Genomic DNA, 26978 nt, shown 5'->3' with positions numbered 1-26978 from the left:
GCGAGCGCGAGCTTGTGATCGATGGTCCCGATCACCCGCGGGGCCTTCCGTCGGCCTACATATCCTCAACTTCAATATCGCTTTGGGATATCGCGACGATCTCCGAGCCCTCGCGGAGGCGGTCCAGGAGCGACCGGGCGCGCTGCAACCTCGGCCGCACATCGATGGCCTTGAGATACATCGCCTCGGCCTGCTCGCGCTCGCCCTTTGCAGCATAAACCAGGCCCAGGCCGCAGAATGCGGCATAATGTTTCGAGCGAAGTTTCAAGCATTTCTCGAACGCGATCTTCGCGTCATCATAACGTTTGACTTTCAGGAGCAAGCTGGCTGCTTCGGTCGCCAACGTGATCGATTTCGGAGCCAAAGACGACGCCAGCTCCGCAGCGGCGACGGCGTCCGGCAGGTTCCCCGTTTTTGCGTAAGCGACCGAAAGAACGTTTAAAGGAACCGCCCAGTTCGGCCTGATGTCGCTCAGCCGCTCCGCGAAAATAGCCACCTTCTTGAAGTTCACATTAAAATACATTGCGTCGACGATCTTATCGACAAGCTTCTCCACATCCGGATCTTCAACCCCTTTATCCAAGGGCAGGGAAATGTCGACAGGAGCGCCTACGCACAGAGCTTTGACCGTGGAGGCGAAGTCACCACTCGCAACGGCGGCTGCGGCGGCGAGATGGTCTTGTCCTGCGACCGGGTAGCGGCCATCCCCATCAAGACGGCGCGCGCGCTTCGCGTTCCAGATGTCCACAATGTCATCGGATCCATAGAGGATGTGAACCTGTGGACGATGGCGCTGCTTTTTCCAGAGAAGCGGCTGCAGGTCGAAGAACTCCTCGGCGTCATACGACACCGATGGCGTGTGCGGCAAACGTATATCCAAGACCGTCTGCGGCGAGCATGCAAAAACGGCGTCGGCCCGGATAAGGGATCCAAACAAAAGAGCGGCATATCCGCCCATCGAAGACCCCACACAAACGACCCTCTTGGCGGAAAGGTGATTTTTTATCTCTTTGATTCGATCCGCCAGCGCATGGACAGAGCCAATTTGCTCGTTAATTCCTTTTTGATACCATTGGTCGAAGGGGTCTCTTAAAAATATCTTCGATGCATCGTTTCCATCAAAAGACTTGTAAAAGGAAAACCCATTCGAATTAACAGAGCTGAATACGATTATCAGTTCACTGGAGCCATGATCCTGAATCTCAAGGGCATTTAAAATTTCAAGGTCTGAAAGCTTACTCATATCATTCCAACCGCTGATGGCGTTACACGACATGACGCGCGATATGCCGACCCACGCAGACAGGCGCTCACTGTTTGTCCTCGTGGTATCATTCTTGAGCCAAAATGTGAAAAGCGCCACCTACGACAGTACGCGCGAGCCCGTATGACCAAAATCATCACCGACGGTTCGGGCGTCGTGGCTGAGCTCTCGAGTGTAGGATTGAAGTGCGCCAACGCCCCCAAGCCGCCGAAACGAATGATGCTGGAAGCTCCCGTGCACCTGAACAATTTGTCAGCCAGGCACACTATTTCCATAGGCACGTATAGTTATTTCGGAGCCGAGTGTGACGTTCGCTCGGCGAGCATAGGGCGATCTTGTTCTGTAGGAAAACGCGTATCCATCGCTCAGTCGGAACATCCGACCGATCACATGACAACCTATCCAATTTCGTTTAACGCCAATTTATATTTTTTATCTGACCCTTATTTTTCCAGCGTCGCCATTAATCGTCGACCGTCTTCTTCTGAAACAGCAACTGTAGGTCATGACGTCTGGATAGGGGAAGGAGCATTTATACGATCTGGAGTCGAAATTGGACATGGCGCAATCATCGCCGCTCATGCGGTCGTGGTGAAAGACGTCCCGCCTTACTCCATAGTGGCTGGGTGCCCGGCGCGCATAATTCGCCTCAGATTTAGCCAGGACATAGTTTCTCACCTCTTGGCTATCGAGTGGTGGAACTACGATGTATCTCTTTTGTCGTCCGTAATGGACAGGCCATCCGAATTTGTAAGAAAATTCAAATCGTCCGATATGAAGATCTTGAACGTTCGCACGTATGATGTTCGAAGGATTGAGAAAGGAGCTTTCTCCATATCTGCCGTGGGTTAGCCGCCTGAAACAGTTTGCTGTGTCGGCTCGTGCCGCGGCTCGGCTCTGTTCGCCGTGCTGCACGCCGCAGAGCCGGAGATGTGTGCGGGTCGGCGCGCCGTCTCAACGCTCCCCAACGCCGCGCCGGCGCGGGATCACCCCGACGGCGCCTCCCATGCCGGACGGACGCACGCGGTCGGCTTTCCACGGCGGTGGCTGGCGGGCGACCGCTGATGGAGCTCCGTCGCCCCGATCGACGCCAGCATCATGACCGTCAGGAGCGCGGGCTCCTGCCGCGACCAGCCGCGCACGCGCCAGACGAGCGCCATCTTGGACGCAGCCGCCGCCAGCAGCGCCATCGTGCGCGCAGAGGTCTACGCCCCGAGGGCGCCTCCGGCGCTATCTTCGCGCGGCGTCAGAGTCCTGTTCTGGAGCCTGCTTCTCCAAACGAGACGTCGGCTTCGCGCGGCGCGCCGCCCGCCATGAAAGACGTGGAACAGGACTCGATGCTGCTGGCTTTCGGGCGGACGGGCGGCGACGTCGCCCAGGCCGCCGGCCTGCCCGACATACGCCGATCAACGGTTCAACGCCCAAGACGAGACCTCCGGATCGGAGAGTGATGACGACGTGGCCATCCGGCCTCCTCTTCGGGCCCGCTCGCCACATCGCCCGCTCCTGCGCCCCGATCCTTGGCGAGATCGCAGGTCCAACCGTTCCAGGGCGCGCGCTTGTCGCATTCCGGCAACATTGTCCGGAAAATTCGTTGCGCAGAAACAGGCGCGTCTGGAGGATCGACGCCGCTGTGACGAGGCGGGGTCTGTTGAACTCCGTCGGCGCGCTTGACCATAGATGGCGGAAAACTCACGCCTCGAAAGAAGGCCCGCCGGTAAGGCTGGAACTCGTCTAAATTATTGGAGTTGATGAACATTTCCTATTTTGATACCGGCGATGTCTGGCACGTTTCGTCTCCGGCGAAAACGTATTCTGGGCATCGCGCACCGTTCAATGACCATCGACACGTCTCATATCGCTTCGCTTTACGCGGCCGAGCAGGGTCGTCTGAAACGGATGCTGATGCGGCGCGGCATGTCGGCCCAGAGCGCGGCGGACGCCGTGCAGGACGCGTTCATCAAGCTGCTGCGCAGCCCCACGGCGGATGTCCGGGACCTTCGCGGATACCTCCGGCGTACGACGGAGACAGCCGCCGTCGATCTGTATCGAGATGAGCGGCGGGTCGCGCGGATCGTGGATCCGGCGGCGGTGCTCGACGAAGCCGTGGCCGATCCGACGCCGTTGGCGGATTCCGCCCTCATCGCCGGGCAGGAGCTCGCCGATCTCGCCGCAGCGCTAAACGATCTGCCGCCGCGCACCCGCGAGGTTCTCGTGCTCCACAAGTTCGAGGGCCTGAGCTATCAGGAGATCGCCGAGCGGCTCGGCATAGCGCGCAACACCGTGATGGTTCACATGGTGAAGGCGCTTGGACGCCTGAAGGCGAGCATGCGCGAGAATAATTCGCGCTCCGACTAATTCGTTCTGGCTCCCCGGCCGTCCTAGTAGATAGGCGATCGTCGTCGAATCATGATGACGGTCCACGGGATCACCATGAGGCGTGGCCAAGCTGAAAACCGACCGACACCACGCCGCACGGCGCAGCCGGGGTTCATGATGGGAGCTCGCGACAAACAGTCGATCGACCAGGAGGCCATCCAGTGGTTCGTGATGCTGCGCGACGAGGATGCGACCGAGGAGGACCATCGGCGGTTTGACGCGTGGCTGGGGTCCGAGGCCTCGCACCTCGAAGCCTGGCGTGAGGTCGAGCGCATGTGGAGCGACCTCGATCTCGTCGCGGAGATCCAACGGACGCCCGCTGCGCCGGCCCCCCTGGAGCCCGAGCGCGCGTCGAACGTCGTTGAGCTGCAGCCGCGGCGCGGCGCCCGATCGCCGGTCTTCCGTCGCGTCGGGCGGTGGGGGAGCGCCGCGGCGGCGATCCTCCTCGTCGCGGCGATCGGATGGCGGATGACGCCCGTCGGCCTCATGGCCGACTATCGATCCGGGGTCGGGGAACGCCGGACGGTGCTTCTCGACGACGGCTCCCAGGTCGAGCTCGGTACGGAAAGCGCGATGGATGTCGATTACAGCGACGGCGGGCGCGCCGTGACGCTGATCGCCGGCGAGGCGTTCTTCACCGTCGCGAAGGATCCGACGCGCCCCTTCGTCATCTCCACGAGCCAGGGCAAGATCTCCGTGCTCGGCACGGCCTTCAACGTTCGCCTCGACGCCGATGCGACCGTCGCCGTCGCGCAGAGCGTCGTCGCGGTCAGCGCCGCGGACGACGCCGGCGTTCGCGTCAACGCAGGCGAGATGGCGCGCTTTGGACGGAGCGGCGTCTCACCGGTCGAGCCGGCCGATCTCGACGCCATCGCCGCATGGCGCAACGACCAGGTCGTTTTCAGGGATGCTCCCCTCGCCGAGGTGATCGCCGAACTGCAGCGCTATCGTTCGGGCAGGATCCATCTTTTCGGCGAGGGCGCCGGCCGGAAGCGCGTCACCGCCGTCTTCGACACGCGGCGCGTCGATGAAGCGCTGGATACGATCGCGAAGAGCCTCGGTCTGCGCGTGATCCACATCCCGGGGCTGCTCACCGCGATCGTGCCGGACGGGCTCGCCTGAAAAAGTCACGCGGCGACTAATTACTTTCGCCGCAGCCGCCGTCTTCAGAGTCAGGGGCCGCGTTCGCGCAGTCTCCGAAGGATCTGGAGGCAGGGCGTCGGCATGAGCAACGGTCGCGGGAGCGTAAGGCTTAGAAACACTCTCGCAGGGTTCATGGCCGGGGCGTCGGTTCTGACGCTGTCCACGGCGGGTCTTGTCCAGGCGCAAACGTCGACGGCGGTCGCGCATCTGGACATTCCGGCGCAGTCCCTTTCGGACGCGCTTGTCGTCTTCTCCCGACAGACACAGATCGAGATTTTCGCGCCTTCGGCTCTGGCCGCCGGCAAGCGCTCGAACGCCGTCAGCGGCGCGATGACGCCCGCCGCCGCGCTTGATCGCCTGCTGACGGGCGCAGGCCTGAGCTACAGCTTCACCAACGCGAACACCGTGACGATCACCCGTCCGGCGGCGGAAGCGTCCGCGCCTCCGCCGGACGACGGCTCGCTTCTGCTCGACGCGATCACCGTGACCGGGACCGGCGGTGAAAGCTCGGTCTACACCCCCTACGAGACGCCCGGCGCCGCAAGCCACATCTCGGCCGAGCGGATCGAGCGTTTTCGCGGCTCAAGCCCGTCGGACATCTTCCGCGGCACGCCGGGGGTGATGTCGGGCGACTCCCGCAACAGCGCAGGCGCGATCGACGTCAACGTGCGCGGCCTTCAGGGCATGGGGCGCGTCCGGGTGACGGTGGACGACGCCGAGAACGCTGTGACCGTCTACCAGGGCTATCAGGGCCAGACGAACCGCACCTACATCGACCCGGACTTCATCGCCGGCATCGACATCCACAAGGGCGCGGACGTCGCGTCTCGCGGCGCGGCCGGCACGGTCGCTATGCGCACGCTGAGCGCCAACGACATCGTCAAGGAGGGCGACACCTGGGGCGTGCGCGCCAAGACCGGCTTCGGCACCAACACGTCGAAGCCGAACGACGGCGCCACCGGCGGCTACGCCTGGCCGACCAGTCGATTGGATAGCCCCGTCGCATCCTCCGACGGTCTCGACCGACCGTCCGTCCTGAAGCCGAGCAGCGGCTCAGCCAGCTTCGTCGCGGCGGTGAAGGAGGAGAATTGGGACGTGCTCGCCGGCTACGCCTACCGCAAGCAGGGCAACTACCACGCGGGCAAGAAGAACGCCAACGGAGCCGCTGTCGATCCCACCGCCGTCGCGATCAACAACCCGGATGGGACGAGTTACACCGAGTGGAGAAACGCGGGATACACCAATTATCGGCCTGGCGAGGAGGTGCTGAACACCTCCCTTGAAACGCAGTCCTTTCTGATCAAGGGAAACATGCGTTTCACGGACGACCACAGCCTGCAGTACACCTACAACAATTTCCGCAGCGAGGGTGGCTACATGCTGCCGATCTTCGGAGCGACCACTCGCCCGGAGCAGAACCGCTACGGCTCCACCACAGGCACGAAGCTCGACACGGGCACGCTGCGCTACCGCTGGAATCCTGCGGACAACGACCTGATCGACCTGAAGGTCGGCGGCTGGATGACATACTTCCAGTTGCTGAACGACCCGCGTCTTGTGTCGAGCACGTGGCCGGAAACCCTGGGGCTTTCGGAGAAATACCGCACCGGCGTCAACACGCTGATGTGGGGAGCCGACGTCGCCAACACCTCGAAGCTCTCGTTCGAGAACTCTGGCGGCGTCGATCTCACGTATGGACTGTCTTACATCGGCCAGTCGGTGCGGCTTGGCCGCTACGCCGAATACATGTCCTTCTCCAGGCCCTCGCAGGGCGAACGCGACGAGGTCGCCGGCTTCGCCAAGGCCGCCTACACGCCCGTGGACTGGCTCACGCTGAACGCCGGGCTGCGCTACTCCCACTACTGGTCCGACGGCCCCCACGTCTACACGACGGAGCCGCCGCGCGACGCCGGCGGTTGGAGCCCCTCGCTGGGCGTCACGGTGGAGCCCGTCACGGGCGTCCAGCTTTACGCCAACTACGCCAGCACGCTGCGTCTTCCGAGCCTGGTCGAAACGGTCGGCCTGTTCACCATCGTCGAAGCCGGCCTGAAGCCCGAGCGGCTTCGCAGCCTCGACCTCGGCGTCAACCTCACCCGCGACGGCGTGTTCGCCGACAGCGACCGCGGCATGGTGAAGTTCGGCTGGTTCAACTGGGACGTGAAGGACTACATCTCCCGCGCCACGCAGGAGGTGGAGGACGGCACCGCGCTCCGCATCCACAACATCCACAGCGCGAAGTTCTCAGGGCTCGAAGTTTCGGGCCGCTACGAGATTGGCGGGTTCACCGCCGACATTGCGGCGAACTACTTCACCAAGGTCGAATACTGCGTCACCGCCGCGACCTGCGGAAACATGTCGCTCTACGGCGACTACGCCACGAACCATGTGCCGCCTGAGTACATGATCGACGTCACCCTCTCGCAGAAGCTGTTCGAGGACAGGCTGACGGTGGGGGGCAGAGGCTACCACGTCGGTCCCCGTGCGGCCGGGCACGGCGACGTCACCTCGCAGGGCTATTCGTCCTTCATCACGCAGGTCCGGTGGAAGCCGTTCACACTGTTCGACGCTTTCGCCGAATACAAGATCAACGAGACCTACACCGCCGCCATCCGCGTCGAGAACCTGACGGACCAGTTCTACATCGATCCGCTCGGCAACATCCCGCAGCCGGGGCCGGGCCGCACCCTTTACGCCAGCCTGACCGGCACGTTCGGCGGCGGCCAGTCCCTGCCGGCCCTGTCCTCGCCGTTCCACGGTGAGGACGGAACCGCGGCGATCGACTGGAGCGGCGCCTACGCCGGCTTCCACGGCGGCTTCGGACAGGCGCGGACGAAGGGCAAGACGAGCGTGCTCGACCCGACGGCCGACGACTTCGGCGGCCGGGCCGGCGAGATCGCAGCGAGCGAATCCGCCGACCTCGATTTCGGCGGCGGGCTGCTGGGCCTGCAGGCCGGCTACAACTGGCAGTTCAAGAACCGCGTCGTTCTCGGGTTCGAGGCCGAATGGAGCAGGTCCTGGGTGGACGGTCGCCAGGACAACCGGGCCCTGGACGACCAGAACGTCATCGACGCCGGCTGGCTGCAGTCGCGCACCCACCATGAGATCGACTGGACGGCCTCGCTGCGGGCCCGGCTCGGCTACGCCTTCGACAACGGCCTGATGCTCTATGGCGCGGCGGGCGTCGCCGTCCTCAAGGAGAAGGTGGCGCGGGACCAATACCGGATCACGGGGCAGGGCTACGCCAACCCGGGCGGGACGGCCAACACGATCACCTGGGTCGATCAGGACACGGCGACGCGGGTCGGCTTCACCGCGGGCTTCGGCGGCGAATACGCCCTGAACGAGCGCTGGTCGCTCAAGACCGAATACACGTTCAGTCGGCTCCGGACGAAAGACTACGCCTTCGCCAATGCTCACGCTGGAGCCGGCGAAGATTACGTGACGCGTGAAGTCGTAGGCGTCACTCCCGTTGGATCGCCGCAGTACAGCTACACCAACAACGACGGCGGATACAAAACCGTCAACGGTCGCAGCGCGTCGAATTCTCTCGACCTGCACGCCTTCAAGGTCGGCCTGAACTACCGCTTCTGACCCCGCACGGGCGTTCGGATCGCCCGCCTCCACAGTTTCGCCGCCCTCTCCCGGCGGCGCCCGACAACGCTGGGGCTCAAGGCTCCGCCACCGCATCCCGCGCCAGAGGACAACCGCCATGCCGACCGTCGATCCTATCAACCGTTCCGGCGAACCGACGGGAGCGCGCCGCTCGCCGCGCGGCGAATCTCATCTGAAGCGCCTGCGCGCGACGCTTCTCGCCGGCGCGGCGCTGGCCATGATCGGCGGCGCGGCGCCGGCGCGGGCGGCGGACCCGATCAGCAAGTATTGGACGAACGCGTCGGGCGACGGCGACTGGTTCAACGCGGCGAACTGGGCGGACATCTCGCGCCCGAGCAACAGCCAGTACTACACCTACATCGACAACGGCGACGTCGTCATTGACACCGCAGGGGCCGTTCTTCCCTCCGCGGGCCTCGCCGGAAGCAGCCTCCGCATCGCCAACTACGCCACCGGCAACGCCGCCTCGCTGACCATCACCGGCGAGGGAACCCTCGACGGCTCGGTCATCGTCGGAACCTCGACCTGGGAGACAGCCGCCGCCCTGACGATCAGCGGAGACAACGCCGTTCTCAATGGAAGCATATCCAATATCAATGGCGCTGTTGTTGTCGAAGAGGGCGGGACTGTAAACGCTGCGTCCGTAACCAATTCCGCATCGATTGATATCACGGACGACGGAACGTCCGTCAACACGACCGGAAACTTTGTCGTATCCGGCGGCTACAGCACCGCTGGAATCGTGACTGTCTCGGACGGCGCCGCTCTCAATGTCGGTGGAGACCTCACCGTATCCGCCGGCACCTTCACCTTCGGCACGCTGAACATCGGCGGCGCCGCCGATGAAGAGGCGTCGGCCGCGACGCTCACCGTCGCGGGCAGCATCATCATGAACGCCACGTCGTACAACGCGACGATGAGCGGCTCCACGCTGGTGCTCAACCATGTCGCGACGGACGACGCTCCGTTCGAAATATCGTCCGTCATCGTCGGCAACGGCGGGGCGGTCGATTACAGCGACGCTTCAAATCTGACGCAGTATATGAAGGGCACCGCCGTCATCGATCAGATCGCTGGCGTCACCTATCTCACCGGAAACAGCGTCGCCTTCCTCGGCACGACCAATGTGAGCGGCGGCGCGCTCCTCCTCGCCTCCGAGACGTCTTTCCTGGGCGGCGATTTCAACGTCTCCGGGACCGGCGTTCTCGGGGGCGTCGGCTCCATCGGCTCGCTTGGATACACGTCCCCCATCGCCGGTTCGACCTGGAGCGTCGGCTACTCGGCCTCCACCGCGACGATCGGTTCGGGCGGCACGCTGTCTCCGGGGCTGTCGGGTGAGATCGGCACGTTGACGGTGCGCGGCGATCTGGTGTTCGAGAGCGGGTCGACCTACGCGGTGCATGTGTCGTCCGACAAGACCTCCGACCTGACCACCGTGGATGGCTCCGTGACGATCGCGGACGGGGCCAAGCTTCAGGTGACGGCGCTTGGCGGGCAGGGCGACTACGGCGTCGATTACTCCGGTTCGGGCCACACCTACACCATCGTCACCTCGACCGGCGGGCTGAAGGGCACGTTCACGGACATCCAGGACTCGGCGTTCCTGACCTTCGCCTCGTCGTCGGACGCCAGCAACGCTTATGTCACCGTGGCGCTCAAGGGCGAGGAGCCGACCGAAGCCCCGACTGAAGCCCCGACCGAAGCTCCGACGGCCCAGCCCACGGCCTATCGCTGGAACGGATCGACGAGCGACGACTGGTCGGTCGCCGCGAACTGGGACAACGGCGTTCCGCCGGCGACCTATGTCTCGCCGGTCGACGGGACCAATGTGGCGATCTACGTCGGCGCCGGCGACGCCGTCGTGCGCGACGCGGGCACGACGGTCGGCAACGGCGTCTACATCGCCTACGACGTCGGCGACGTCGCCTCGTTGACGGTCACCGACGGCGGCTCGCTGACGTCGAGCACGCTGGTCGCAGGTCAAGCGGGCACGGGCAGCCTGACGGTCCGCGGCTCCGGCGTGACGGTGAGCGCGACCGGCAACGTCATCGCCGGCAACGGCCAGGGCGGCGTCGGCACGCTGACGGTCGCTGACGGCGCGAGCGTGACCACCACGCAGATCGTCGGCGTGGGCTATGCGGCCGGGGCGACCGGATCGGCCGTCGTCACCGGCGAGGGCGCGTCGTTGACGGGACGCTTCGTCCGGGTGGGTCATTATGGCGGCGTGGGCGTGCTCACGATCTCGGACGGCGCGACCGTCACGGCCACCAACGGGACGACCATCGCCGCCACCGCCGGCGGGACCGGCACGCTGAACATCGGGGCCGCGGCGGGCGAGACGGCGGCGGCCGCCGGAACCCTGAGCAGCAGCGTGCTCACCTTCGGCGAAGGCACGGGGGCGCTGGTGTTCAACCACACGGACGTGGACTACGCGTTCGCCGCGACGCTCGCGGGCGGGACGGCTTCGACGACGATCGATCACCTCGCGGGCGTGACGACGCTGTCCGGAGCGAGCTCGGCCTTTGCGGGCGCGACGAACGTATCGGGCGGCGAGCTCTACGTGACGGGGTCGCTCGGCGGCCTGTTCAACGTGACCGGCGGGCTGCTGGGCGGCGCCGGCGCGATCGGCTCGGCGGGCTCGGCGACGACCATCTCCTCGGGCGGGACCCTGTCGCCGGGGCTGTCGGGGGCGATCGGGACGCTGACGGTCGCGGGCGATCTGGTGTTCGAGAGCGGCTCGACCTATGCGGTCCATGTCGCGAGCGACAAGACCTCCGACCTGACCACCGTGGATGGCTCCGTGACGATCGCGGACGGGGCCAAGCTTCAGGTGACGGCGCTCGGCGGGCAGGGCGACTACGGCGTCGATTACTCCGGCACGGGCCACACCTACACCATCGTGACCTCGACCGGCGGGCTGACGGGCACGTTCACGGACATCCAGGACTCGGCGTTCCTGACCTTCGCCTCGTCGTCGGACGCCAGCAACGCCTACGTCACCGTGGCGCTCAAGACCGAGGAGCCGACCGAAGCCCCGACCGCGGCGCCCACGGAGGAGCCGACGCCGGAGCCCACCGAGGCTCCGACCGAAGCGCCCACGGAAGCGCCCACGGAAGCGCCGACCGAAGCTCCGACGGAAGCTCCGACCGAAGCTCCGACCACGGCGCCGTCCGACGGCGTCTTCGTGGCGGCGGCGAACACGCGGAACCAGCTCGCCACCGCCCGCGCGCTGGACACGCTGTCCCAGGGCAGCGAGCTGTGGTGGGCGGTGGCGAACGTCGCGGACTACGACGCGGCGCGGGCGGCCTTCGACCAGCTGTCCGGCGCGCAGCACGCCTCCACCCAGTCGGCGCTGGTGCAGGACGGCCAGTTCGTGCGCGACGCGATCTCGGACCGCATCCGCGGGGCCTTCGGCGGCGTCGGCGCGCCCTCGCTGCCGACGCTGTCCTACGCCGCCAACGGCCCGGTGGTGTCGAAGGACACGCCCTTCGCCGCCACGCCGGCCGCTGCGGCGGAGAGGCTTACGGTGTGGGGCTCGGCCTTCGGATCGTGGGGCAAGCAGGACGGCCGGCCCGGGGTCGGCGGGCTCGACCGCACGGCGGGCGGCTTCCTGATCGGCGCGGACGCGCCGGTGCTGGAGACGTGGCGGGTCGGCGTCGTGGCCGGCTACAGCCGCTCGACCTTCGACACGTCGACCTCCGACGGCGAGAGCGACAACCACCACCTCGGCGTCTACGCCGGCTCGCGTTGGGGGGCGATCTCGTTCCGCTCGGGCCTCAGCCACACCTGGCACGACGTCGAGACCACGCGCTCGGTGGCGTTCCTCGGCGAGACGGAGCGGGGCGACTACCACGCCCGAGCGCTGCAGGCCTTCGGCGAGGTCGGCTACCGCATCGACGCGCGCACGCTCGCCTTCGAGCCCTACGCCAACCTCGCCCATGTGCGGCTGAAGACGGACGGCTTCACCGAAAGCGGCGGCGACGGGGCGCTGTCAGTCGACGGCGAGACGGTGAACACGACCTTCGCCACGCTCGGCGTCCGGGTCGCGACGACGGTGGAGCTCGGCGGCTTCGAAACGACGGCCCGCGGCGGTCTCGGCTGGCGACGGGCCTTCGGCGACCTCGACCCGACGTCCACCAACACCTTCGTGGCGGGCGGCGAGGCCTTCACCGTGTCGGGCGTTCCGATCGCGAAGAACGCGGCGGTGGTCGAGGCCGGTTTCGACGTCAAGGTCGCCCCGGACGCCACGCTCGGCGTCTCCTATGTCGGGCAGTACGGCTCGGACGTCCGGCAGAACAGCTTTAACGCCCGCCTCGGCGTGAAGTTCTGACGCTTCGCTGAACCGGAGCGGCGTGGGCCTGGTCCCTGCGCCGCTCTCATCCCCTCACATCGCGGCCGCCGGCGTCCCGGAGAGGTTCCCGCGCTTTTGTCCGCCGGGACGGCTTCGGACGCAGAATCAGGCTTCCAGCCATGACCGCACGACCGCTCGCAACGCTCGCCGCCGCCCTGCTGATGGCGGCGCAGATGGAGATCCCCATGGCGCAAGCCCAGACGCAGCAACAGACGCAGGCCGGGCCCCGGCTGCCCAACGGCGCGACCTCGCTCAACGAGACCTATCAGGACTGGGCGGTGGCCTGCGCCGCCGGCGACAAGGGCCGCGTCTGCGTGATGTCGCAGCGCCAGCGCAAGACGGACACCAGCCAGCTCGTGCTGGCGGCCGAGTTCGACGCCGTCTCCGCAGGGTCGGTGAAGGGCGCTCTGGTGCTGCCCTTCGGCCTCCGGCTGGCCGACGGCGTGGTGGCGCAGATCGACGACCGTCCGGCTCTGAAGGCTCTGCCGTTCGCGACCTGCCTGCCGGCCGGATGCATCGTGCCGGTCGTCTTCGACGGCGACGCGCTCAAGGCGCTGCGTTCAGGAACGACGCTGAAGCTGACCGCCAAGGCCCACGACACCGGGCGGAACGTCGCTTTCGGCGTGTCGCTGAAGGGCTTCGCGGCCGCCCAGGACAGGGTCGCGGCCCTGTCGGCGCAGTAGGCCCGGACGCCCCGCATGCCGCGCCGTTCGTCCGACCGGTCCCGCATCTTCGTCAGCGTCGCCGCGTTCTGCGATCCGATGCTGGCCTTCACCGTGAGGAGCGCGGTGGCGGCCGCGCGCCATCCGGACCGGCTGGCCTTCGGCGTCGTCGACCAGAGCCCGGCCCCGGTCGAAGCTCATCTCCCGACCGGGGCCGGGCGGATCGCCTATCTGCGCGTCGATCCGCACCAGTCGCGCGGGGCCTGCTGGGCGCGCGCGCTCGCCATGTCGCTCTACGCCGGCGAGGACTGCTTCCTGCAGGTGGACTCCCACACCGCCTTCGATTCGGGCTGGGACGTCGCTCTTACGGACGCGCTCGCGGCGATCTCGGACAGGACCGGCAACGCCAGAACCGTCCTCTCCACGCGGCCCTTCGCCTTCGACATCGGCGAGGACGGCGCCGTCCGGGTCAATCGCTTCACCGGCAACACGCTGACGCTGAGGCCGAAGGCCACGACGCTGCGGCTCTCCGATCCGGTGATGGCCTTCGGCTGCCACGACAGCGGGACCACGGACGACCTTCCCGGCGTTCAGGTCTCGGCCGCCTACCTGTTCGCGCCCGGATCGTTCGTCGAGGAGGTTCCCTACGATCCCTACCTCTACTTCCACGGCGAAGAGCAGAACCTTTCCATCCGCGCCTTCACCCGCGGCTGGGACATCTGGCACCCGAACGCGACGCCCCTCCACCACCTCTACAAGACGCGCGCCGAAGGCGAGGCGCCGCTGCACTGGGACCCGCAGTTCGAACAACGGCGCGCAGAGGCGTGGACCGATCTGCGCGGCCGCGCCCATCGCCGGCTGGCCGACCTCATCGCGGGACAGCTTTCGGGCGCGTGGGGGCTCGGGGCCGCCCGCTCCATCGACGACTACCTGCGCGCAAGCGGGCTGACGCTGGACGGCGCCGCTCCGTTGGCCCCGTCGACCCGCGCCGGGGGCGCGCCGGGCGTTCCCGCCCGCGCAGCCGCGGAGGCCGGCCTCCCAAGACGTCTCGCCATCACACACGGAAGACCCCACCCATGACTGTAGAGACCCTGGACAATCCCCTCGACCTCGGCCGCTCGAAGCGTCTGAAGGCGGCGACGGGGGCCACGCACGAGCGGCTCGACACCGCGATCATGGCCGGCAAGCCGTTCGCGAGCTTCACCCACTACGGGCGGTTCCTGGACGTCCAGCATGGCTTCCACCGCGAGATCGACGCCCTCTATGGGGAGCCGAGGCTTGGCGCCCTGCTGCCGGACCTCGCCAGCCGGCGGCGTCTGGCGCTGATCGTGCGGGACATGGCGGACATCGGCCTCACGCCCCGCGATCCCAAGGAGCCGCCGACGTTCGCCGACGGGGCGGCCGTCGACCTCCCCACCGCCCTCGGGTGGCTCTATGTGGCGGAGGGCTCGAACCTCGGCGCGGCCTTCCTGCTGAAGCAGGCGGAGGCGTTCGGGCTGTCGTCCGCTTTCGGCGCGCGCCATCTCGCCGCCGCGCCGGAGGGACGGGGCCTGCACTGGAAGACCTTCGTCGCCGTCCTCGACGCCGTCCGGCTCACGCCGGAGGAGGAGGCGCGCGTGATCGCCGGCGCCGAGGCCGCCTTCGCACGGGTGCAGGGCCTCGTCCGAAAAAGCTTCGGATGAGCTTGGTCGCGGCCATGGGGGCGCCTTCCTTGCGGGAAGAGCGCCTGTCACGCCGCGAGGGGGCAATCATCTGGGTCAGCGCGGGCGCGCTGGCTCTGGCGCTGCACCTCGGCGTCGCGGCGTGGCTGATGCGCGAAGCGGCGGTCCAGCCCGCCGACGGCGCGCCGCCCGCGGCCGTCATGATCGATCTGTCGCCCGAGCCCGAGGCGGTGATGACGGAGGCCAACGAGATCTCTCCCGACGAGGCCTCATCGGAGGCCAGCACAGCGGCGCAGCAGGTGGAGGCGCTCGCCCCGGAGGACGCGGCCGAGCCCGAGGAAACCGAACAGGAGCAGCCGGTGGAGGAGACGCCCGAACGGACCGAGCTGGAGCCCGATCCCGCGGAGGCGCAGGAGCCCGAGCCCGACGACGTCGTCGCCGAAGAGCCTGAGGCGGCGCTGCCGGTCGCCCGCGCGACGCGCCCGACCGAACGGCCGGAGGCGACACGCCCGCCGCCCCGCCGCGAGCGGAAAGAAAAGCCCCAGCCGCGCCCGCAGCGTCGGCAGGATCAGGCGCGGGCCGCGATGCAGGCGCAGGCTCAGGTGACGCCGTCCAACCGGAACGCCGCCGCGCAGACCGCGTCCGGCGTCTCCGCCGCGAGCCCGGCCGCATGGCGGGCGCGCCTGATGGCCCATCTCGAACGCCGCAAGCGCTATCCCGCCGGGGCCAAGTCACGCCGGGAGCGCGGCGTCGCCTATGTCCGCTTCACCATCGACGACAGCGGCGCCGTGCTCTCCACGTCGCTCGCACGCTCATCAGGCTTTCCCGAACTCGACGCCGAAGTCGTGGCCCTCGTCCGCCGCGCCTCACCCCTTCCGGCTCCGCCCCCTGGCGTGCAAAAAACCGTCACCGCTCCAGTCCGGTTCGAACGAAGATAACGCGCACGCGTTCAACGCGGATCGTCGAGCGGGAGAAGCAGCTTCCTCTCAGGCTTCGGGGGCCTGCATCGGCGAGCCTCGATCGCTCCGAATCTCGTCCGCCGGCTGGGCTCCCGCGCTCGTCACGACTGTCCGCTCTCACCGCGAAAGAGCGACGAGGGCGGCGGCGCCTCCGAGGAGCATGGCGATGACGCCGGCGGGGACCTCATAGGGGAACAGCGCGACCCGTCCAATCCAGTCCGCTGAGGCGAGAAAGGCGCCGCCGATGAGGGCCGATCCCGCGAGCAGGCTCGCAGGCGAGCGACATCCGGCGCTGCGCGCGGCATGGGGAGCGACCAGGCCGACGAAACTGAGCGGGCCGATCACCAGCGTCGCGGCCGCGGTGAGGACGCTCGCGAGCGCGAGCGTCAGCGCCTGCGCCCGGCCGACGCGCAAGCCGGACGAGCGCGCGACCGATCCGAGCGGCAGCAGCTGCAGCGGGCGGGCGAGAGCGAGCGCCGCCGCGAGGCCGCCTGCTGCGACGACGAGGATGACAAGCGCTCGACCTGCGTCCGCCTGATAGGTGGAGCCGCTGAGCCATGTGACGGCAAGCGCCATGCGCGGATCGCCGCTGGCCAGCAGGAACGAGACGACGCCCGTGAAGGCCGACGCGACGCTGACGCCGAGAAGCAGAGGTTGCTCCAGCGGCGCCCCGCGCCCGACCCCTTTTAGCGCCCAGACGGCGGCGACGCCCGCGCCGAGGCCGCCCGCGACGAGTTGAGCGCCGGCGCCCGCCATGGGCGCGGCGTAAAGCAGGACGAGGAACCCCAAGGCGGCGCCGGCGCTCACGCCGATCATATCGGGGCTCGCCATGACGTTTCCGGTCATCCGCTGCAGCAACGCGCCCGCGACCGCCACCGACAGTCCCGCGCCGAACGCCGCGAGCACGCGCGGGACGCGATAGTCGAACGTCTGGTCGAGGGTCGCGAGCGTCCAGCCGTCCGCCGTGCGCTCGACGGCGAGCGCCACGGCCAGAGCGACGAGGACGGCGACGACAAGGGCGACCCACCGGGGATGCAGCCGCCGTGGCGGCGCCGAGAGCGGCGCAAGCGCCAGCGACGGACGGCGCATGCGCGCGGCGAGCGCCATCAGCAGCGGCGCGCCGAGCAGCCCCGTCGCCGCTCCCGTCGGCAGATCGAGCGGGATGAGCTTCACCATTTCATCGGTGAGCCACAGCAGCCCCGCGCCGTAGATCGGCGTCCACAGCAGCCGCGCGCCGACGGTGCGCGCGCCGACCGCGCGGGCGAGATGCGGCGCGGCGAGGCCCACGAAGGCGATCGCTCCCACCTCGGCCGTGGTCAGCGCCGCGAGGCCCGCCGCGAGCGCGAGGCCCGTCAGGCGAATGGCTTTCGGGTCGCCGCCGAGCGCGGCGGCGCCCGTGTCGCGCAGCGCCGCCAGGGTGAAGGCGCGGACCAGTCCTGCGGCCGCAAGCCACGACACCGCCAGAAAGGCGACGAGGTTCGCCGCGGCGGACCAGTCGTTCTGCCGGAGTGAGCCGGAGCTCCAGAGGAAGAGCGACCGCATCCACTCATGATTGAACAGGGCGATGAGCGTCGTCGCCGCGCTCGCCGCGAAACTCAGCACCAGACCGGCGATCACGATGGTCGCCGGCTTCATGCCGCCGCGGGACGCGAGCGCGAGCGTGAACGCCACCGCCGTCAGGCCGCCGGCGAGCGCGACCAGCGACTGCGACGCGCCGCTCAGCCCCGCCGACCCGAACAGGGCGAGCGCGAGCACGGCGCCCGCCGAGACGCCGGTGGTGGAGGGTTCTGCGAGCGGATTGTCCAGCGCGATCTGCAGGATGAGGCCGGACAGCGCCAGCGCGGCGCCGGCGGCGAGCGCGACCGCCGCGCGGGGGAACAGCGTGTAGTGGGCGATCATCGCGGACACGTCGCTCGGGGGCGGCGCCAGCAGCGCGGACAGCCACTCGCCGGGCGGCGTCAGGCGCGTCGCGCTCACGGCGAACAGCGCCGCGGCGGCCGCGAGCTTGGCGGCGGCGAGAACGACGCGCGGCGTCACCGCGCGTTCTCGATCGCGTCCGCGAGCAGGGTCGCGAAGCGCGCCATGCTGGCGAGGCCGCCATAGACCCATACCGGCGGCAGCGTCACCACGTCCTGAAACGCCGGCATGGCCCGCCACAGCGCGCTGCGCGCGAGCGCGGCCGGAGGGCCCGGCGACAACGCCACCAGTCTGGCGCCCTCGACGCGGGCCAATCGGTCCAGCCCGAGCGTCGCGAAGCCCCACATGTTGGTCGGGCCGGCATAGGCGTTCGTCAGCCCGATCCGCTCGAGCGCGGTCTGGAACAGTGAGCCCTCGCCGAACACGTCAGCCCTTCGGTCGTCCGCGAAATTGGCGATCAGGACCGGACGTCCTCGATGCGCGGCGAGGCGGGCGGACGCGCGCGCGAGCGTCGCGTCAAGGCGCGCCAGCACGGCCGGCGCCTCGGCGGCCGTGCCGCAGGCGTCTCCGAGGCGCGCGAGCGCCTGAAGCGACCGGTCGTAGGGGCGCCGGTCGGCGTCGTAGATCGCAAGCTCCAGCGTCGGCGCGATGGCCTCCAGCCGAGCCTGCCGCGGCCCGTAATGGCGCAGGCGGACGATGAGGTCCGGTCTCAGGCTCGCGATGAGCGCGAGGTTCGGCTGCGCCCTGAGGCCGACGTCGACCACCGCTGTCGGCAAGTTCGGGGTCGCGACCCGCGTCCGGTAGTAGGGCGCTTCCGCGACGGCGGCGGGGGTCACGCCTAAGAGAAGGGCGAGCTCCGTCAGCGCCCAGTCCAGCACGACGACGCGCGGGCCGGCGGCGTGAGCCCGCGCGCCCCCGACCAGAAGCGACGTGGCGGTCAGAACCGACCGCCGGGTCCACTTCACCACCGGTATTTCATCGTCGCATACACGGTGCGGCGATCGCCGTAATTGCAGCCATACGCGGCGAGGCAGGTCGACACGTACTTTTTGTCCAGAAGATTGCTCGCGTTCACCTGCAGCGACACGCCTTTGAGCCTCTCGATCTTGCGGCCGAGGTCGTAACGCAGCGAGGCGTCGAACAGCGTCACGCCGGGCGTCTTGAACTGGTTCGCCTCGTTGCCGAACGACGCTCCAAAATACCGGGCCCCGCCGCCGAGACTCAGTCCGTCCGCCGCTCCGGGACCGAAGGCGTAGTTCAGCCAGGCTCCCGCCTGATGCTTCGGCACGAAGGCCGGGCGATTGCCAAGCTGGGCCGCGGAGGTCGTGCGGGTGATCTCGGCGTCGGTGTAGGCGTAGGAGACGATGCCCTCGAACCCATGGCCGAGATTGGCCTTGCCCTCGAATTCAACGCCCTTGACCGTTATTTCGCCGGTCTGGGTCGCCGCGCCGGTCGTCGGATTGGTCGTGACCGCGTTCGTCTGCGTCAGATGAAACGCCGACAGGCTGACGAGGCCGTCAAAACCGTCCGGCTGGTATTTCACGCCGGCTTCGACCTGCTCGCCTTCGGATGGCTTGAACGGATCGCCGCTCACGTCGACGCCAGCCACCGGCAAGAACGACGTCGAGTAGCCGACGAACGGCGCCACACCGCTGTCGAACCGATAGCTCAAGCCGATGCTTCCGGTGAAGGCTTCGTCCTCCGCCGTCACCCGACTGATCGCGTGGGTCGAGACGGTCTCGGTGGCCGTCCGGTTCTTCGCCCAGTCGTAACGGGCGCCGGCCTGCAGCGTCCAGGCGCGCCACGTGATCGTGTCCTGCAGGTAGAGGCCCAACTGACGCTGGACCGCGTCGATGCGCGTCGCGACGGCCGGCTCCGTCACGGAAAGGCCGGCGCCGGGATCGAAGGCGTTGTAGTTCCCGAGGTTCAGGAACGTCAGGCTCGACTCGCGATAGGCCGCCTCTTCACGGGTGAAGTCGGCGCCAACGAGCAACGTGTGCTCCAGTTCGCCCGTTGAAAAGCGACCCTCCGCCTGATTGTCGACGGTGAACATCTGAGAGCGCTCGGGGAACGCCCAGGCATAGCGAAAGAGATTGGTCGGCAAGCAGGTCGCCGCCGAAAAGCAATAGCTCTGGACACGTCTCGTATGAGTGTCCACCTCGCCGTATCGCAGGTTCTGACGCAGCGTCCAGCCGTCGCTGAGCTCATGGGAGAGCTTGTAGCCCATGAACCACTGCTCGTTGACGAAGCGATCGTAGGAGGGTTCGCCGGTGAAGGTGCTCGAGGGGAGCTTGCCGTAGCCGGAGGAGGGGTAGAGCGTTCCTATGGCCGGCAGGGCCGGCGGGGCGCCGCCGCCTTTGTCGTCGATCTTCTGATAGTGCCCCAGCAGCGTCAGGGTTGTGCTCTCCGTGGGCTTCCAGGTGACGCTCGGCGCGATGAAGAGCTTGTCGTCTTCGACGTGGTCGACCTGAGTGTTCGCATCGCGGGCGAGGCCGATCAGCCGGTAGAGAAACCGTCCGTCCGCGTCGAGGGGACCGGAGACGTCGAAAGCGGCCTGCTTGCGATCATGGCTGCCGCCGAGCAGTTCGATCTCGCCCCGCGCCGTCTCGGTCGGGGTCTTGCTCGTCATCGCCAGGAGGCCGCCCGGATTGCTCTGGCCGTAAAGGCCGGACGCCGGGCCCTTCAGCACCTCCACGCTTTCGAGCAGGTTCGGCTCGATGCGGGCCTGCGCGTAGCCTCGGGCGCCGAAGGGGAGGCGCAGCCCGTCCAGATACCGCCTCGGCGTGAAGCCGCGCACCGTCAGCCAGTCGTAGCGGGAGTCCGTGTCGCCATACTGGGTGACGACGCCCGGGGTGTAGCGGAGCGCCTGCGTGACGGTCTGCGCGCCCTGATCCTCGATCTGCTTCTGGGTGACGACATTCACGACGCGCGGGGTCCGGACCAGCGGCGCGCCAGATTTCGTGGCGCCGGGGCTGACGCTCGCGGCGTAGCCCTGAGTCGGAACGCTCTGGCCCGCTCCCGCTCCCGCGCCCTCAACCGAGATCTCCGCGAGTTCGGTCGTGTCCCCGGCCGTGAGCGCGCCCTCGCGGCGCAGCTGCACCAGCGTCAGGGCGTGCAGTTCGATGTTCTCGTAGGACAGGCCGGTGCCCTCCAGAAGAACCCGCAGCGCGTCCGTCGGCGCGAGATCTCCCTGTACGCCGGACGTCCGGACGCCCCGCAGCGCCGAGCCGGAGGAGAGCAGCTTGCGGCCCGACGCCTCGGCCCACTGCGTCAGCGCCGCTCCGAGCGGCCCGGCCGGGATCGCGAAGCGCACCCGGTCCTCAGCCCGCACCCGGTCCTCCGCCTGCACTTGGCCCGCCGCCGCGCACAGGCTTGCGCCCGCCAGCGCGAAGGCGGCCGCCCGCCGTCGCCATGTTCCCGTCTGTCCCGCCATTTCGATCCCCGTTCGCCGTCGAGGCCGCGCGTGGCCGCCTTACCGACGAAGACGCCGGCGGACGGAACGTCGACACCGGCGTCCCGAGAAAATTACGCGACCCTCACCGCGCCGCCGTTCGCACGATGGTCACGAAGGGCAGCCGGGTGACGCGGACCGGGAGCGCCGCGGCGATGGCGTCCAGCAGCGCGGGGGCGTCGTCGGTGGGAAAGGCGCCGGTCAGCCTCAACCGGCCCGCGTCGCCGAGCACGACGATCCGTCCGCCCACGTACCGGCTGACCTCATGGGCGACCTGATCGAGCCGCTGGTCGTCGAAGACCAGAAGTCCCCTGCGCCAGGCGGTCGCTGCGCGCACGTCGACGGCGCGCGGCGCCAGGAGGCCGCCGTCCCGGATCTCCGCCTCCTCGCCCTCGCCGAGCTCGGTCTGAGCGCCGGTGCGGATGTCGCTCGCCCGAACGCGCCTCTCGGTGACCAGCACGCTGGTCGCGTCATAGGCCTGTTCGACCTCGAAGGCGGTGCCGAGCGCCCGCGCCTCCAGATCCCCCGCCGTGACGATGAAGGGGCGGGCGGCGTCCGGCGAGACCGTCACATGGAGCCGGCCCGCATAGAGCGTCAGCCTGCGCTCGCCGGGCGTCAGGTCCACGTCGAAGCTCGTCGAGGCGTCCGCCTCCACGGTGGAGCCGTCCGCAAGGGAGATGGTTCGCCGTTCGCCGGCGGACGTGCGTTCGTCCGCGAAAAAAGCTCCGGGCGGACCGAAGGCTCCCGCCGCGAACGCGCCGCCGAGGCCGATCGCCAGCGCCGCGACGATCGCCACGGTTCCGCCGCCGCGCCGCGGCTTCAGGGCCGGGCCAAGACGCGCCCACAGCAGTTCGGCCCGTTCCGCCGCCGCCCGCCGCTCCGCGCTCGAGGCCTTCCAGTCCTCATAGGCCTCCCAGTCCTGCGCGACGGCGGAGCCGGAATGCAGGTGGACGATGCGCTCCAGCGCCGCCTCCGTCAGGGCGTCCAGCGTCTTTTTGGCGTCGTCCGTCATCGCCTGCGCGCGCTCCCGCGGTCTTCCTGTCTTTCAAGACGTCCGGGGAGTGAAAGCCGACAGGGATCAGCCGGCCGCCGGGTCGAGACTTTGGAGGCAGACCTTGAGCGCCTTCATGATGTGCTTGCTGACCATGCTCGGCGACACGGACAGTCGCGCCGCGATCTCCGCATGGGAGAGGCCCGCCACGCGGTTCAGCAGAAGCGCCGTCCGCGTCTTCGGCGGCAGGCTGTCGAGCGCGGCCTTGAGCCGCGCGAAATCCTGCCGGGCGATGAGGCTGCGATCGGCGAGCGGCGCGGCGTCCGCCAGCATCGTCGCCTGCTCAAGCGGCAAGGCGCGCCCCTGGCGGCGCTCCCGGCGCACGAGATCGACGATCAGATTGCCCGCGATCCGCCACAAGAAGAACTGGGACGCAGGCGTGTCGGAGCGCTCGTCCCGCCGGCTCGCCACATAGCGGAGAAACGCCTCCTGCGTCAGATCGGCCGCGGCTTCCCGGTCGCGAAGGCGTCGATAGGCGTAGCGCCTGAGATCGTCGCTGTAGGCGCGAAAGAGCGCATCCATGTCGGCGGGCGCGTCCGTCCCGCCCCGAAACGAAACACTCATAATGCCGCCCTCAGATCGAGGACTACATACCCAAATGATGAAAACCCTTCAAGATCAATGTTTTATATGAATTCCAAACTGCGCGGGGCATCGTCGCAGCTCAAGTAGAGCTGGCTCGGTTCAACTGAACCTGTCGACGATTGCGAGACAGACGAAGCCCCGCGCCATCGTCGCCCTTCACCGCCCTTCGCCGCCGGCGCCTTACGGCCGCGCTGGTCGCCCGCGACCGCCAGCCTGCCTTGCGACGTCAACGCTTCGCGGCGCGGGTCGGCTTTCGACGGCGGTGCGGTCTCTACGGCACGAGCGTCACGAGCGCGCGCACGGTCGGCCTGAAGACACGGTCGCGCAGAGGTGATCCTCGCCGCGCGCAGCCGGTTTCAATTGGCGTGCACGCAGAATAGTCAGGCTGCAAATAATTTTCTCTTTACGAAAATTATGTCCCCAGAGAGAAATTAAGGCGCGGTGGATTGAGCGCCGCGTCGACGGGGGCAGCCTTCATGGGTGATCAAGCGCGTCGTCTCCCGCAGAACGTCCGCGGGGCCTGCCGGTGACCGACACAGCGGCCTATTGCACGCTCTGCACCTCGTCCTGCGGCGTGATCTACTCGGTCGAAGACGACCGGGTCACGGCCGTCCGCGCGAACCCGGAGCACCCGACGGGGCGTTCCATGTGCCCCAAGGGCCGCGCCGCGCCGGAGCTGATCGACAGCGCCGAGCGCCTCCGCCACCCCATGCGCCGCACGCGTCCCAAGGGCGATCCGGATCCGGGCTGGGAGCGCATCTCGTGGGACGAGGCGCTCGACGCGATCGCGGCGAAGGTGCTGGCGATCCGGGCCGAGAGCGGCGCCGAGGCGGTCGCCTTCGGGATCACCACGCCTTCCGGCACGCCGATGGCCGACAGCGCTCCCTGGGTGGAGCGCTTCGTGCTGCAGTTCGGCAGCCCCAACATCTGCTACGCGTCCGAGCTCTGCAACTTCCACAAGGAGATCGTTCACGGCTTCACCTTCGGCCGCGGCATGCCGACGCCGGACTACGCCAACTCCGACCTGATCGTGATCTGGGGCCACAATCCCACCAACACGTTTCTGGCCCAGGCCTCCGCCATCGCCGAGGCGCGCAAGCGCGGCGCGAAGCTGATCGTGGTCGATCCCCGCGAGACGGCGCTCGCCCGCGAGGCCGATTGCTGGCTCCGGGTGCGGCCCGGCGCGGACGCCGCGCTCGCCATGGGGATCGCGAACGCGCTGATCGCCTCCGGCCACTACGACAGGGACTTCGTGACATCGTGGTCGAACGGGCCGCTGCTGGTCCGGGAGGGGGATGGCGCGCTGCTGCGCGGGAGCGACCTCGGCCTCGCCCCGGCGGAGGCCGCCGTGTTCTGGGACGCGGCTGCGGGCGCGCTGTCCCTGTTCGCGCCGGGCGCGGGCGCACGCTCTCTTCCCAGGACCGCGGCGCTGTCCGGCCGGTTCACGCCGACCGGGGCCGACGGCGCGCCGATCGCCTGCCGAACGGCGTTCGATCTCTACGCGCAGGCGTGCGAGCGCTTCACGCCCGAGGCGACCTCGGCCCACGCCTGGATCGATTCCGACACCATCCTCAAGGCCGCGGAGCTGATCGGCGCGGCGCGGCGGATCTCGCTGCACAGCTGGACGGGGCTCGAGCAGCACGCCACCGCGACCCAGAGCATGCGGGCGGTCTCCTGTCTCTACGCGCTCACCGGATGCTTCGAGACGGAGGGCGGCAACCGGGCCTTCGGCGCGCTGCCCTACCGGGCGGTGAACGGTCTCGACCAGCTTCCCCAAAGCCAGCTCGACAAGGCGATCGGCCGCGCCGAGCGGCCCATGGGCCCCGCCGCGAGCGGCTGGATCTCGACCCACGACCTCTACCGCGCGATCACCGCGGCCGAGCCCTACCGCGTGCGCGCCTATGTCTCGTTCGGGGCCAACCTGCTGCTGTCGCAGGCCGACACCGAGGCCGCGACGGCGGCGTTGAGGTCGCTGGAGTTCCACGTCCACGCCGACCTCTACATGAACCCGACAGCCGAGCACGCCGACATCGTGCTGCCGATCAACACGCCCTGGGAGCGCGAGGCGCTCCGGATCGGCTTCGACATCTCGCCGGAAGCGGCCGAGTGGGTGCAGTTCCGCCCACGCCTCGTTTCGTCCCGCGGCGAAAGCCGCTCCGACGCCGACATCGTGTTCGCGCTCGCCACCCGCATGGGGATGGACGAGGCCTTCTTCGGCGGCTCGCTGGAGCGCGGGTGGGACGCCATGCTGGCGCCGCTCGGCCTCGACGTCGCCGGCCTCCGTCAGACGCCGGACGGCGTGCGCGTTCCGCTTGAGCACCCGACCAAAACGTATGTCGAGACCGGTTTCGCGACGCCGACGGGCCTCGTCGAGCTCTACTCCGAGCGCATGCTGCAGCACGGCTATGCCCCGCTGCCGGCCTTCGCGGACGCCGACCTGCCGCCGACCTCGGAGGAATTCCCGTTCGTGCTGTCGACCGCCAAGAGCGGCTACTACTGCCACACCCAGCAGCGCGGGCTGTCCAGCCTCCGCCGCAAGGCGAAGGAGCCGACGCTGGAGATGGCGGGCGTCGTGGCGCGGGCGAAGGGCATCGCGGCGCGCGACTGGGTGGAGGTGACGACCCAACGCGGCGCGGCGCGGTTCCGGGCGCGCATCAACGACGCGCTCGACCCGCGGGTGGTGATCGGCGACTACGGCTGGTGGCAGGCCTGCACGGCGCTCGGCCAGTCCGACATGCCGTACCGCGGCGAGCGCACCAGCAACTACAACAGCCTGATCGACGCCGCCGCCTCCGACCCCTTGAGCGGGTCGGTCCCGATGCGCTCCTCGGTCTGCGACATCCGCCGCGAGACCCGCTACGGCGAGCAGCCGCAGCGCTGGGGCGGCTTCCGGCGCCTCGTGGTCTCCCGCGTCGAGGCGGAGGCCGAGGGCGTCCGGCGCGTGCATTTCGCGGCCGAGGACGGCGGCGCGCTGCCCGAGTTCGAGTCGGGCCAGCACGTGACGCTGCGCTTCGACACCGAACGGGACGGGCCGGTGACGCGCTCCTACTCGCTGGTGGGCGACGCCGGCGACCCGGCGCCGCGGGAGTACGTCATCTGCGTGCGGCAGGCCCGGCGCGAGGCCGCGCCAAACGCGCCGAGCATCTCCGCCTACATCGCGACCGAGCTCAGGCCCGGCGAGATCGTGGAGGCGCAGGCGCCCAGCGGGACGTTCCTGATCCCGACCGCGGCGGCGCGGCCGGTCGTGCTCCACGCCGGCGGCATCGGCGTCACGCCTTTCGTCACGGCGCTGGAGACGGCGGCGAAGGCGGGCTCGCGGTCGGAGTTCCTGCTCATCTACAACAACCGCGACGGCGCGGCCCATGTGTTCCGCGACCGCATCGCGGCGCTGAAGCGCGCGCTGCCGGGACTGACGGTGATCGACGTCTACAGCCGCCCCCGCGCCGAAGACGTGCGCGGCGAGCATTACGACGCGGACGGCCGCCTTTCGGCGGCCATGGTTCCCGACGGCTGGCTCGAACGGCGCGCCCTGCATTACCTGTGCGGCCCCGAGGCGATGATGGCGTCGGTGACGGAGGCGCTGCGCGCGCGCGGCGTGGCGCCCTTCGACATCTTCCAGGAGACGTTCCGATCGCCGGTCGTCTATCGCGGCCGTCCCGGTGAGACCTTCAACGTGGTCTTCGCCCGAAGCGCGCGATCGGAGCGCTGGGAGCCGGGCTGCGGCCCGCTGCTCGACTTCGCCGAAACGCTCGGCGTCGCCCTGCCCAGCGGATGCCGCGTCGGCCAGTGCGAGAACTGCACGGTCCGCATGATCGAAGGCCAGGTCACCCATCTCCACGGCGGAGACCACGCCGACGCGGACGCCTGCATCGCGTGCCAGGCCGTGCCCGCCTCCGACCTCGTCCTCGACGCCTGAACCCCCTTTCACCTCCTACCTCGATCC

The 26978-nt window shown here is 68.5% G+C and carries 16 protein-coding genes; 10 read left to right on the top strand and 6 right to left on the bottom strand.

The genetic code is table 11. The features are described 5' to 3' along the window. Window positions 1-55: 55 nt before the first annotated feature. On the bottom strand, window positions 56-1243 hold the full coding sequence (locus ACFQ4O_RS01350) for a hypothetical protein (RefSeq protein WP_378773816.1): 1188 nt from the start codon (window positions 1241-1243) through the stop codon (window positions 56-58). Window positions 1244-1387: 144 nt separating this feature from the next. Here ACFQ4O_RS01350 and ACFQ4O_RS01345 point away from each other — a divergent pair, with 144 nt between their 5' ends. The 9 genes from ACFQ4O_RS01345 to ACFQ4O_RS01305 all read left to right on the top strand — a co-directional run bounded on the left by ACFQ4O_RS01345 (window position 1388) and on the right by ACFQ4O_RS01305 (window position 16010). Continuing rightward, window positions 1388-2116 carry a CatB-related O-acetyltransferase gene (locus ACFQ4O_RS01345; RefSeq protein WP_378773815.1) on the top strand — a complete coding sequence of 243 codons (729 nt, stop codon included), beginning with the start codon at window positions 1388-1390 and terminating at the stop codon, window positions 2114-2116. 984 nt (window positions 2117-3100) lie between these two features. After that, window positions 3101-3622 (top strand): RNA polymerase sigma factor, encoded by a 522-nt coding sequence (locus ACFQ4O_RS01340; protein ID WP_378773813.1) that lies wholly within the window; start codon window positions 3101-3103, stop codon window positions 3620-3622. A gap of 51 nt (window positions 3623-3673) precedes the next feature. Then, window positions 3674-4765 (top strand): FecR family protein, encoded by a 1092-nt coding sequence (locus ACFQ4O_RS01335; protein ID WP_378773812.1) that lies wholly within the window; start codon window positions 3674-3676, stop codon window positions 4763-4765. 102 nt (window positions 4766-4867) lie between these two features. Beyond that, window positions 4868-8377: a TonB-dependent receptor domain-containing protein gene (locus ACFQ4O_RS01330; RefSeq protein ID WP_378773810.1), complete on the top strand. Its 3510-nt coding sequence runs from the start codon at window positions 4868-4870 to the stop codon at window positions 8375-8377. A gap of 118 nt (window positions 8378-8495) precedes the next feature. Next, complete coding sequence (locus ACFQ4O_RS01325; RefSeq protein ID WP_378773809.1) at window positions 8496-12728, top strand: autotransporter domain-containing protein; 4233 nt, start codon at window positions 8496-8498, stop codon at window positions 12726-12728. 140 nt (window positions 12729-12868) lie between these two features. Further along, window positions 12869-13432, top strand: coding sequence for an invasion associated locus B family protein (locus ACFQ4O_RS01320; RefSeq protein ID WP_378773807.1), 564 nt, complete (start codon window positions 12869-12871; stop codon window positions 13430-13432). A gap of 15 nt (window positions 13433-13447) precedes the next feature. Further along, the gene (locus ACFQ4O_RS01315) at window positions 13448-14491 is read left to right on the top strand and encodes a GlcNAc-transferase family protein (RefSeq protein ID WP_378773806.1); all 1044 of its coding nucleotides are present in this window, start codon (window positions 13448-13450) and stop codon (window positions 14489-14491) included. Beyond that, window positions 14488-15093, top strand: coding sequence for a biliverdin-producing heme oxygenase (locus ACFQ4O_RS01310; RefSeq protein WP_378773805.1), 606 nt, complete (start codon window positions 14488-14490; stop codon window positions 15091-15093). The genes ACFQ4O_RS01315 and ACFQ4O_RS01310 overlap by 4 nt, the downstream gene beginning before the upstream one ends. Beyond that, window positions 15090-16010, top strand: a complete 921-nt coding sequence (locus tag ACFQ4O_RS01305) for an energy transducer TonB family protein (RefSeq protein ID WP_378773804.1) — start codon at window positions 15090-15092, stop codon at window positions 16008-16010. Before ACFQ4O_RS01310 ends, ACFQ4O_RS01305 begins: the two co-directional genes overlap by 4 nt. A 138-nt stretch (window positions 16011-16148) precedes the next feature. On the opposite strand, the gene ACFQ4O_RS01300 is transcribed toward ACFQ4O_RS01305, so the two are convergent. From ACFQ4O_RS01300 to ACFQ4O_RS01280, 5 genes are all read right to left on the bottom strand, one after another. Beyond that, window positions 16149-18068 carry an iron ABC transporter permease gene (locus ACFQ4O_RS01300; RefSeq protein WP_378773803.1) on the bottom strand — a complete coding sequence of 640 codons (1920 nt, stop codon included), beginning with the start codon at window positions 18066-18068 and terminating at the stop codon, window positions 16149-16151. Then, entirely contained in the window at window positions 18065-18916 is an 852-nt protein-coding gene (locus ACFQ4O_RS01295; RefSeq protein ID WP_378773802.1) for an ABC transporter substrate-binding protein, read from the bottom strand. The genes ACFQ4O_RS01300 and ACFQ4O_RS01295 overlap by 4 nt, the downstream gene beginning before the upstream one ends. Then, window positions 18910-21297, bottom strand: a complete 2388-nt coding sequence (locus tag ACFQ4O_RS01290; RefSeq protein ID WP_378773801.1) for a TonB-dependent siderophore receptor — start codon at window positions 21295-21297, stop codon at window positions 18910-18912. Before ACFQ4O_RS01290 ends, ACFQ4O_RS01295 begins: the two co-directional genes overlap by 7 nt. A gap of 187 nt (window positions 21298-21484) precedes the next feature. Then, window positions 21485-22411: a FecR family protein gene (locus ACFQ4O_RS01285; protein WP_378773799.1), complete on the bottom strand. Its 927-nt coding sequence runs from the start codon at window positions 22409-22411 to the stop codon at window positions 21485-21487. 66 nt (window positions 22412-22477) lie between these two features. Beyond that, window positions 22478-22972, bottom strand: a complete 495-nt coding sequence (locus ACFQ4O_RS01280; protein WP_378773798.1) for an RNA polymerase sigma factor — start codon at window positions 22970-22972, stop codon at window positions 22478-22480. Between the two features lie 589 nt (window positions 22973-23561). Here ACFQ4O_RS01280 and ACFQ4O_RS01275 point away from each other — a divergent pair. Continuing rightward, on the top strand, window positions 23562-26951 hold the full coding sequence (locus tag ACFQ4O_RS01275; RefSeq protein WP_378773796.1) for a molybdopterin-dependent oxidoreductase: 3390 nt from the start codon (window positions 23562-23564) through the stop codon (window positions 26949-26951). Window positions 26952-26978 lie beyond the last annotated feature (27 nt).

This window comes from Methylopila musalis, assembly GCF_042679725.1.
In the GTDB taxonomy this organism is placed as follows: Bacteria; Pseudomonadota; Alphaproteobacteria; order Rhizobiales; family Methylopilaceae; genus Methylopila; species Methylopila musalis.
The sequence above is the reverse complement of the archived record's forward strand: the minus strand, read 5'-3'. Positions and strand labels throughout refer to the sequence as shown.

What these genes read in the sequence shown, in the direction of transcription:
- ACFQ4O_RS01350 (WP_378773816.1), bottom strand. Translation starts at nt 1,243, where the DNA reads ATGAGTAAGCTTTCAGACCTTGAAATTTTAAATGCCCTTGAGATTCAG.
- ACFQ4O_RS01345 (WP_378773815.1), top strand. Translation starts at nt 1,388, where the DNA reads ATGACCAAAATCATCACCGACGGTTCGGGCGTCGTGGCTGAGCTCTCG.
- ACFQ4O_RS01285 (WP_378773799.1), bottom strand. Translation starts at nt 22,411, where the DNA reads ATGACGGACGACGCCAAAAAGACGCTGGACGCCCTGACGGAGGCGGCG.
- ACFQ4O_RS01340 (WP_378773813.1), top strand. Translation starts at nt 3,101, where the DNA reads ATGACCATCGACACGTCTCATATCGCTTCGCTTTACGCGGCCGAGCAG.
- ACFQ4O_RS01310 (WP_378773805.1), top strand. Translation starts at nt 14,488, where the DNA reads ATGACTGTAGAGACCCTGGACAATCCCCTCGACCTCGGCCGCTCGAAG.
- ACFQ4O_RS01280 (WP_378773798.1), bottom strand. Translation starts at nt 22,972, where the DNA reads ATGGATGCGCTCTTTCGCGCCTACAGCGACGATCTCAGGCGCTACGCC.
- ACFQ4O_RS01305 (WP_378773804.1), top strand. Translation starts at nt 15,090, where the DNA reads ATGAGCTTGGTCGCGGCCATGGGGGCGCCTTCCTTGCGGGAAGAGCGC.
- ACFQ4O_RS01335 (WP_378773812.1), top strand. Translation starts at nt 3,674, where the DNA reads ATGATGACGGTCCACGGGATCACCATGAGGCGTGGCCAAGCTGAAAAC.
- ACFQ4O_RS01315 (WP_378773806.1), top strand. Translation starts at nt 13,448, where the DNA reads ATGCCGCGCCGTTCGTCCGACCGGTCCCGCATCTTCGTCAGCGTCGCC.
- ACFQ4O_RS01325 (WP_378773809.1), top strand. Translation starts at nt 8,496, where the DNA reads ATGCCGACCGTCGATCCTATCAACCGTTCCGGCGAACCGACGGGAGCG.
- ACFQ4O_RS01320 (WP_378773807.1), top strand. Translation starts at nt 12,869, where the DNA reads ATGACCGCACGACCGCTCGCAACGCTCGCCGCCGCCCTGCTGATGGCG.
- ACFQ4O_RS01330 (WP_378773810.1), top strand. Translation starts at nt 4,868, where the DNA reads ATGAGCAACGGTCGCGGGAGCGTAAGGCTTAGAAACACTCTCGCAGGG.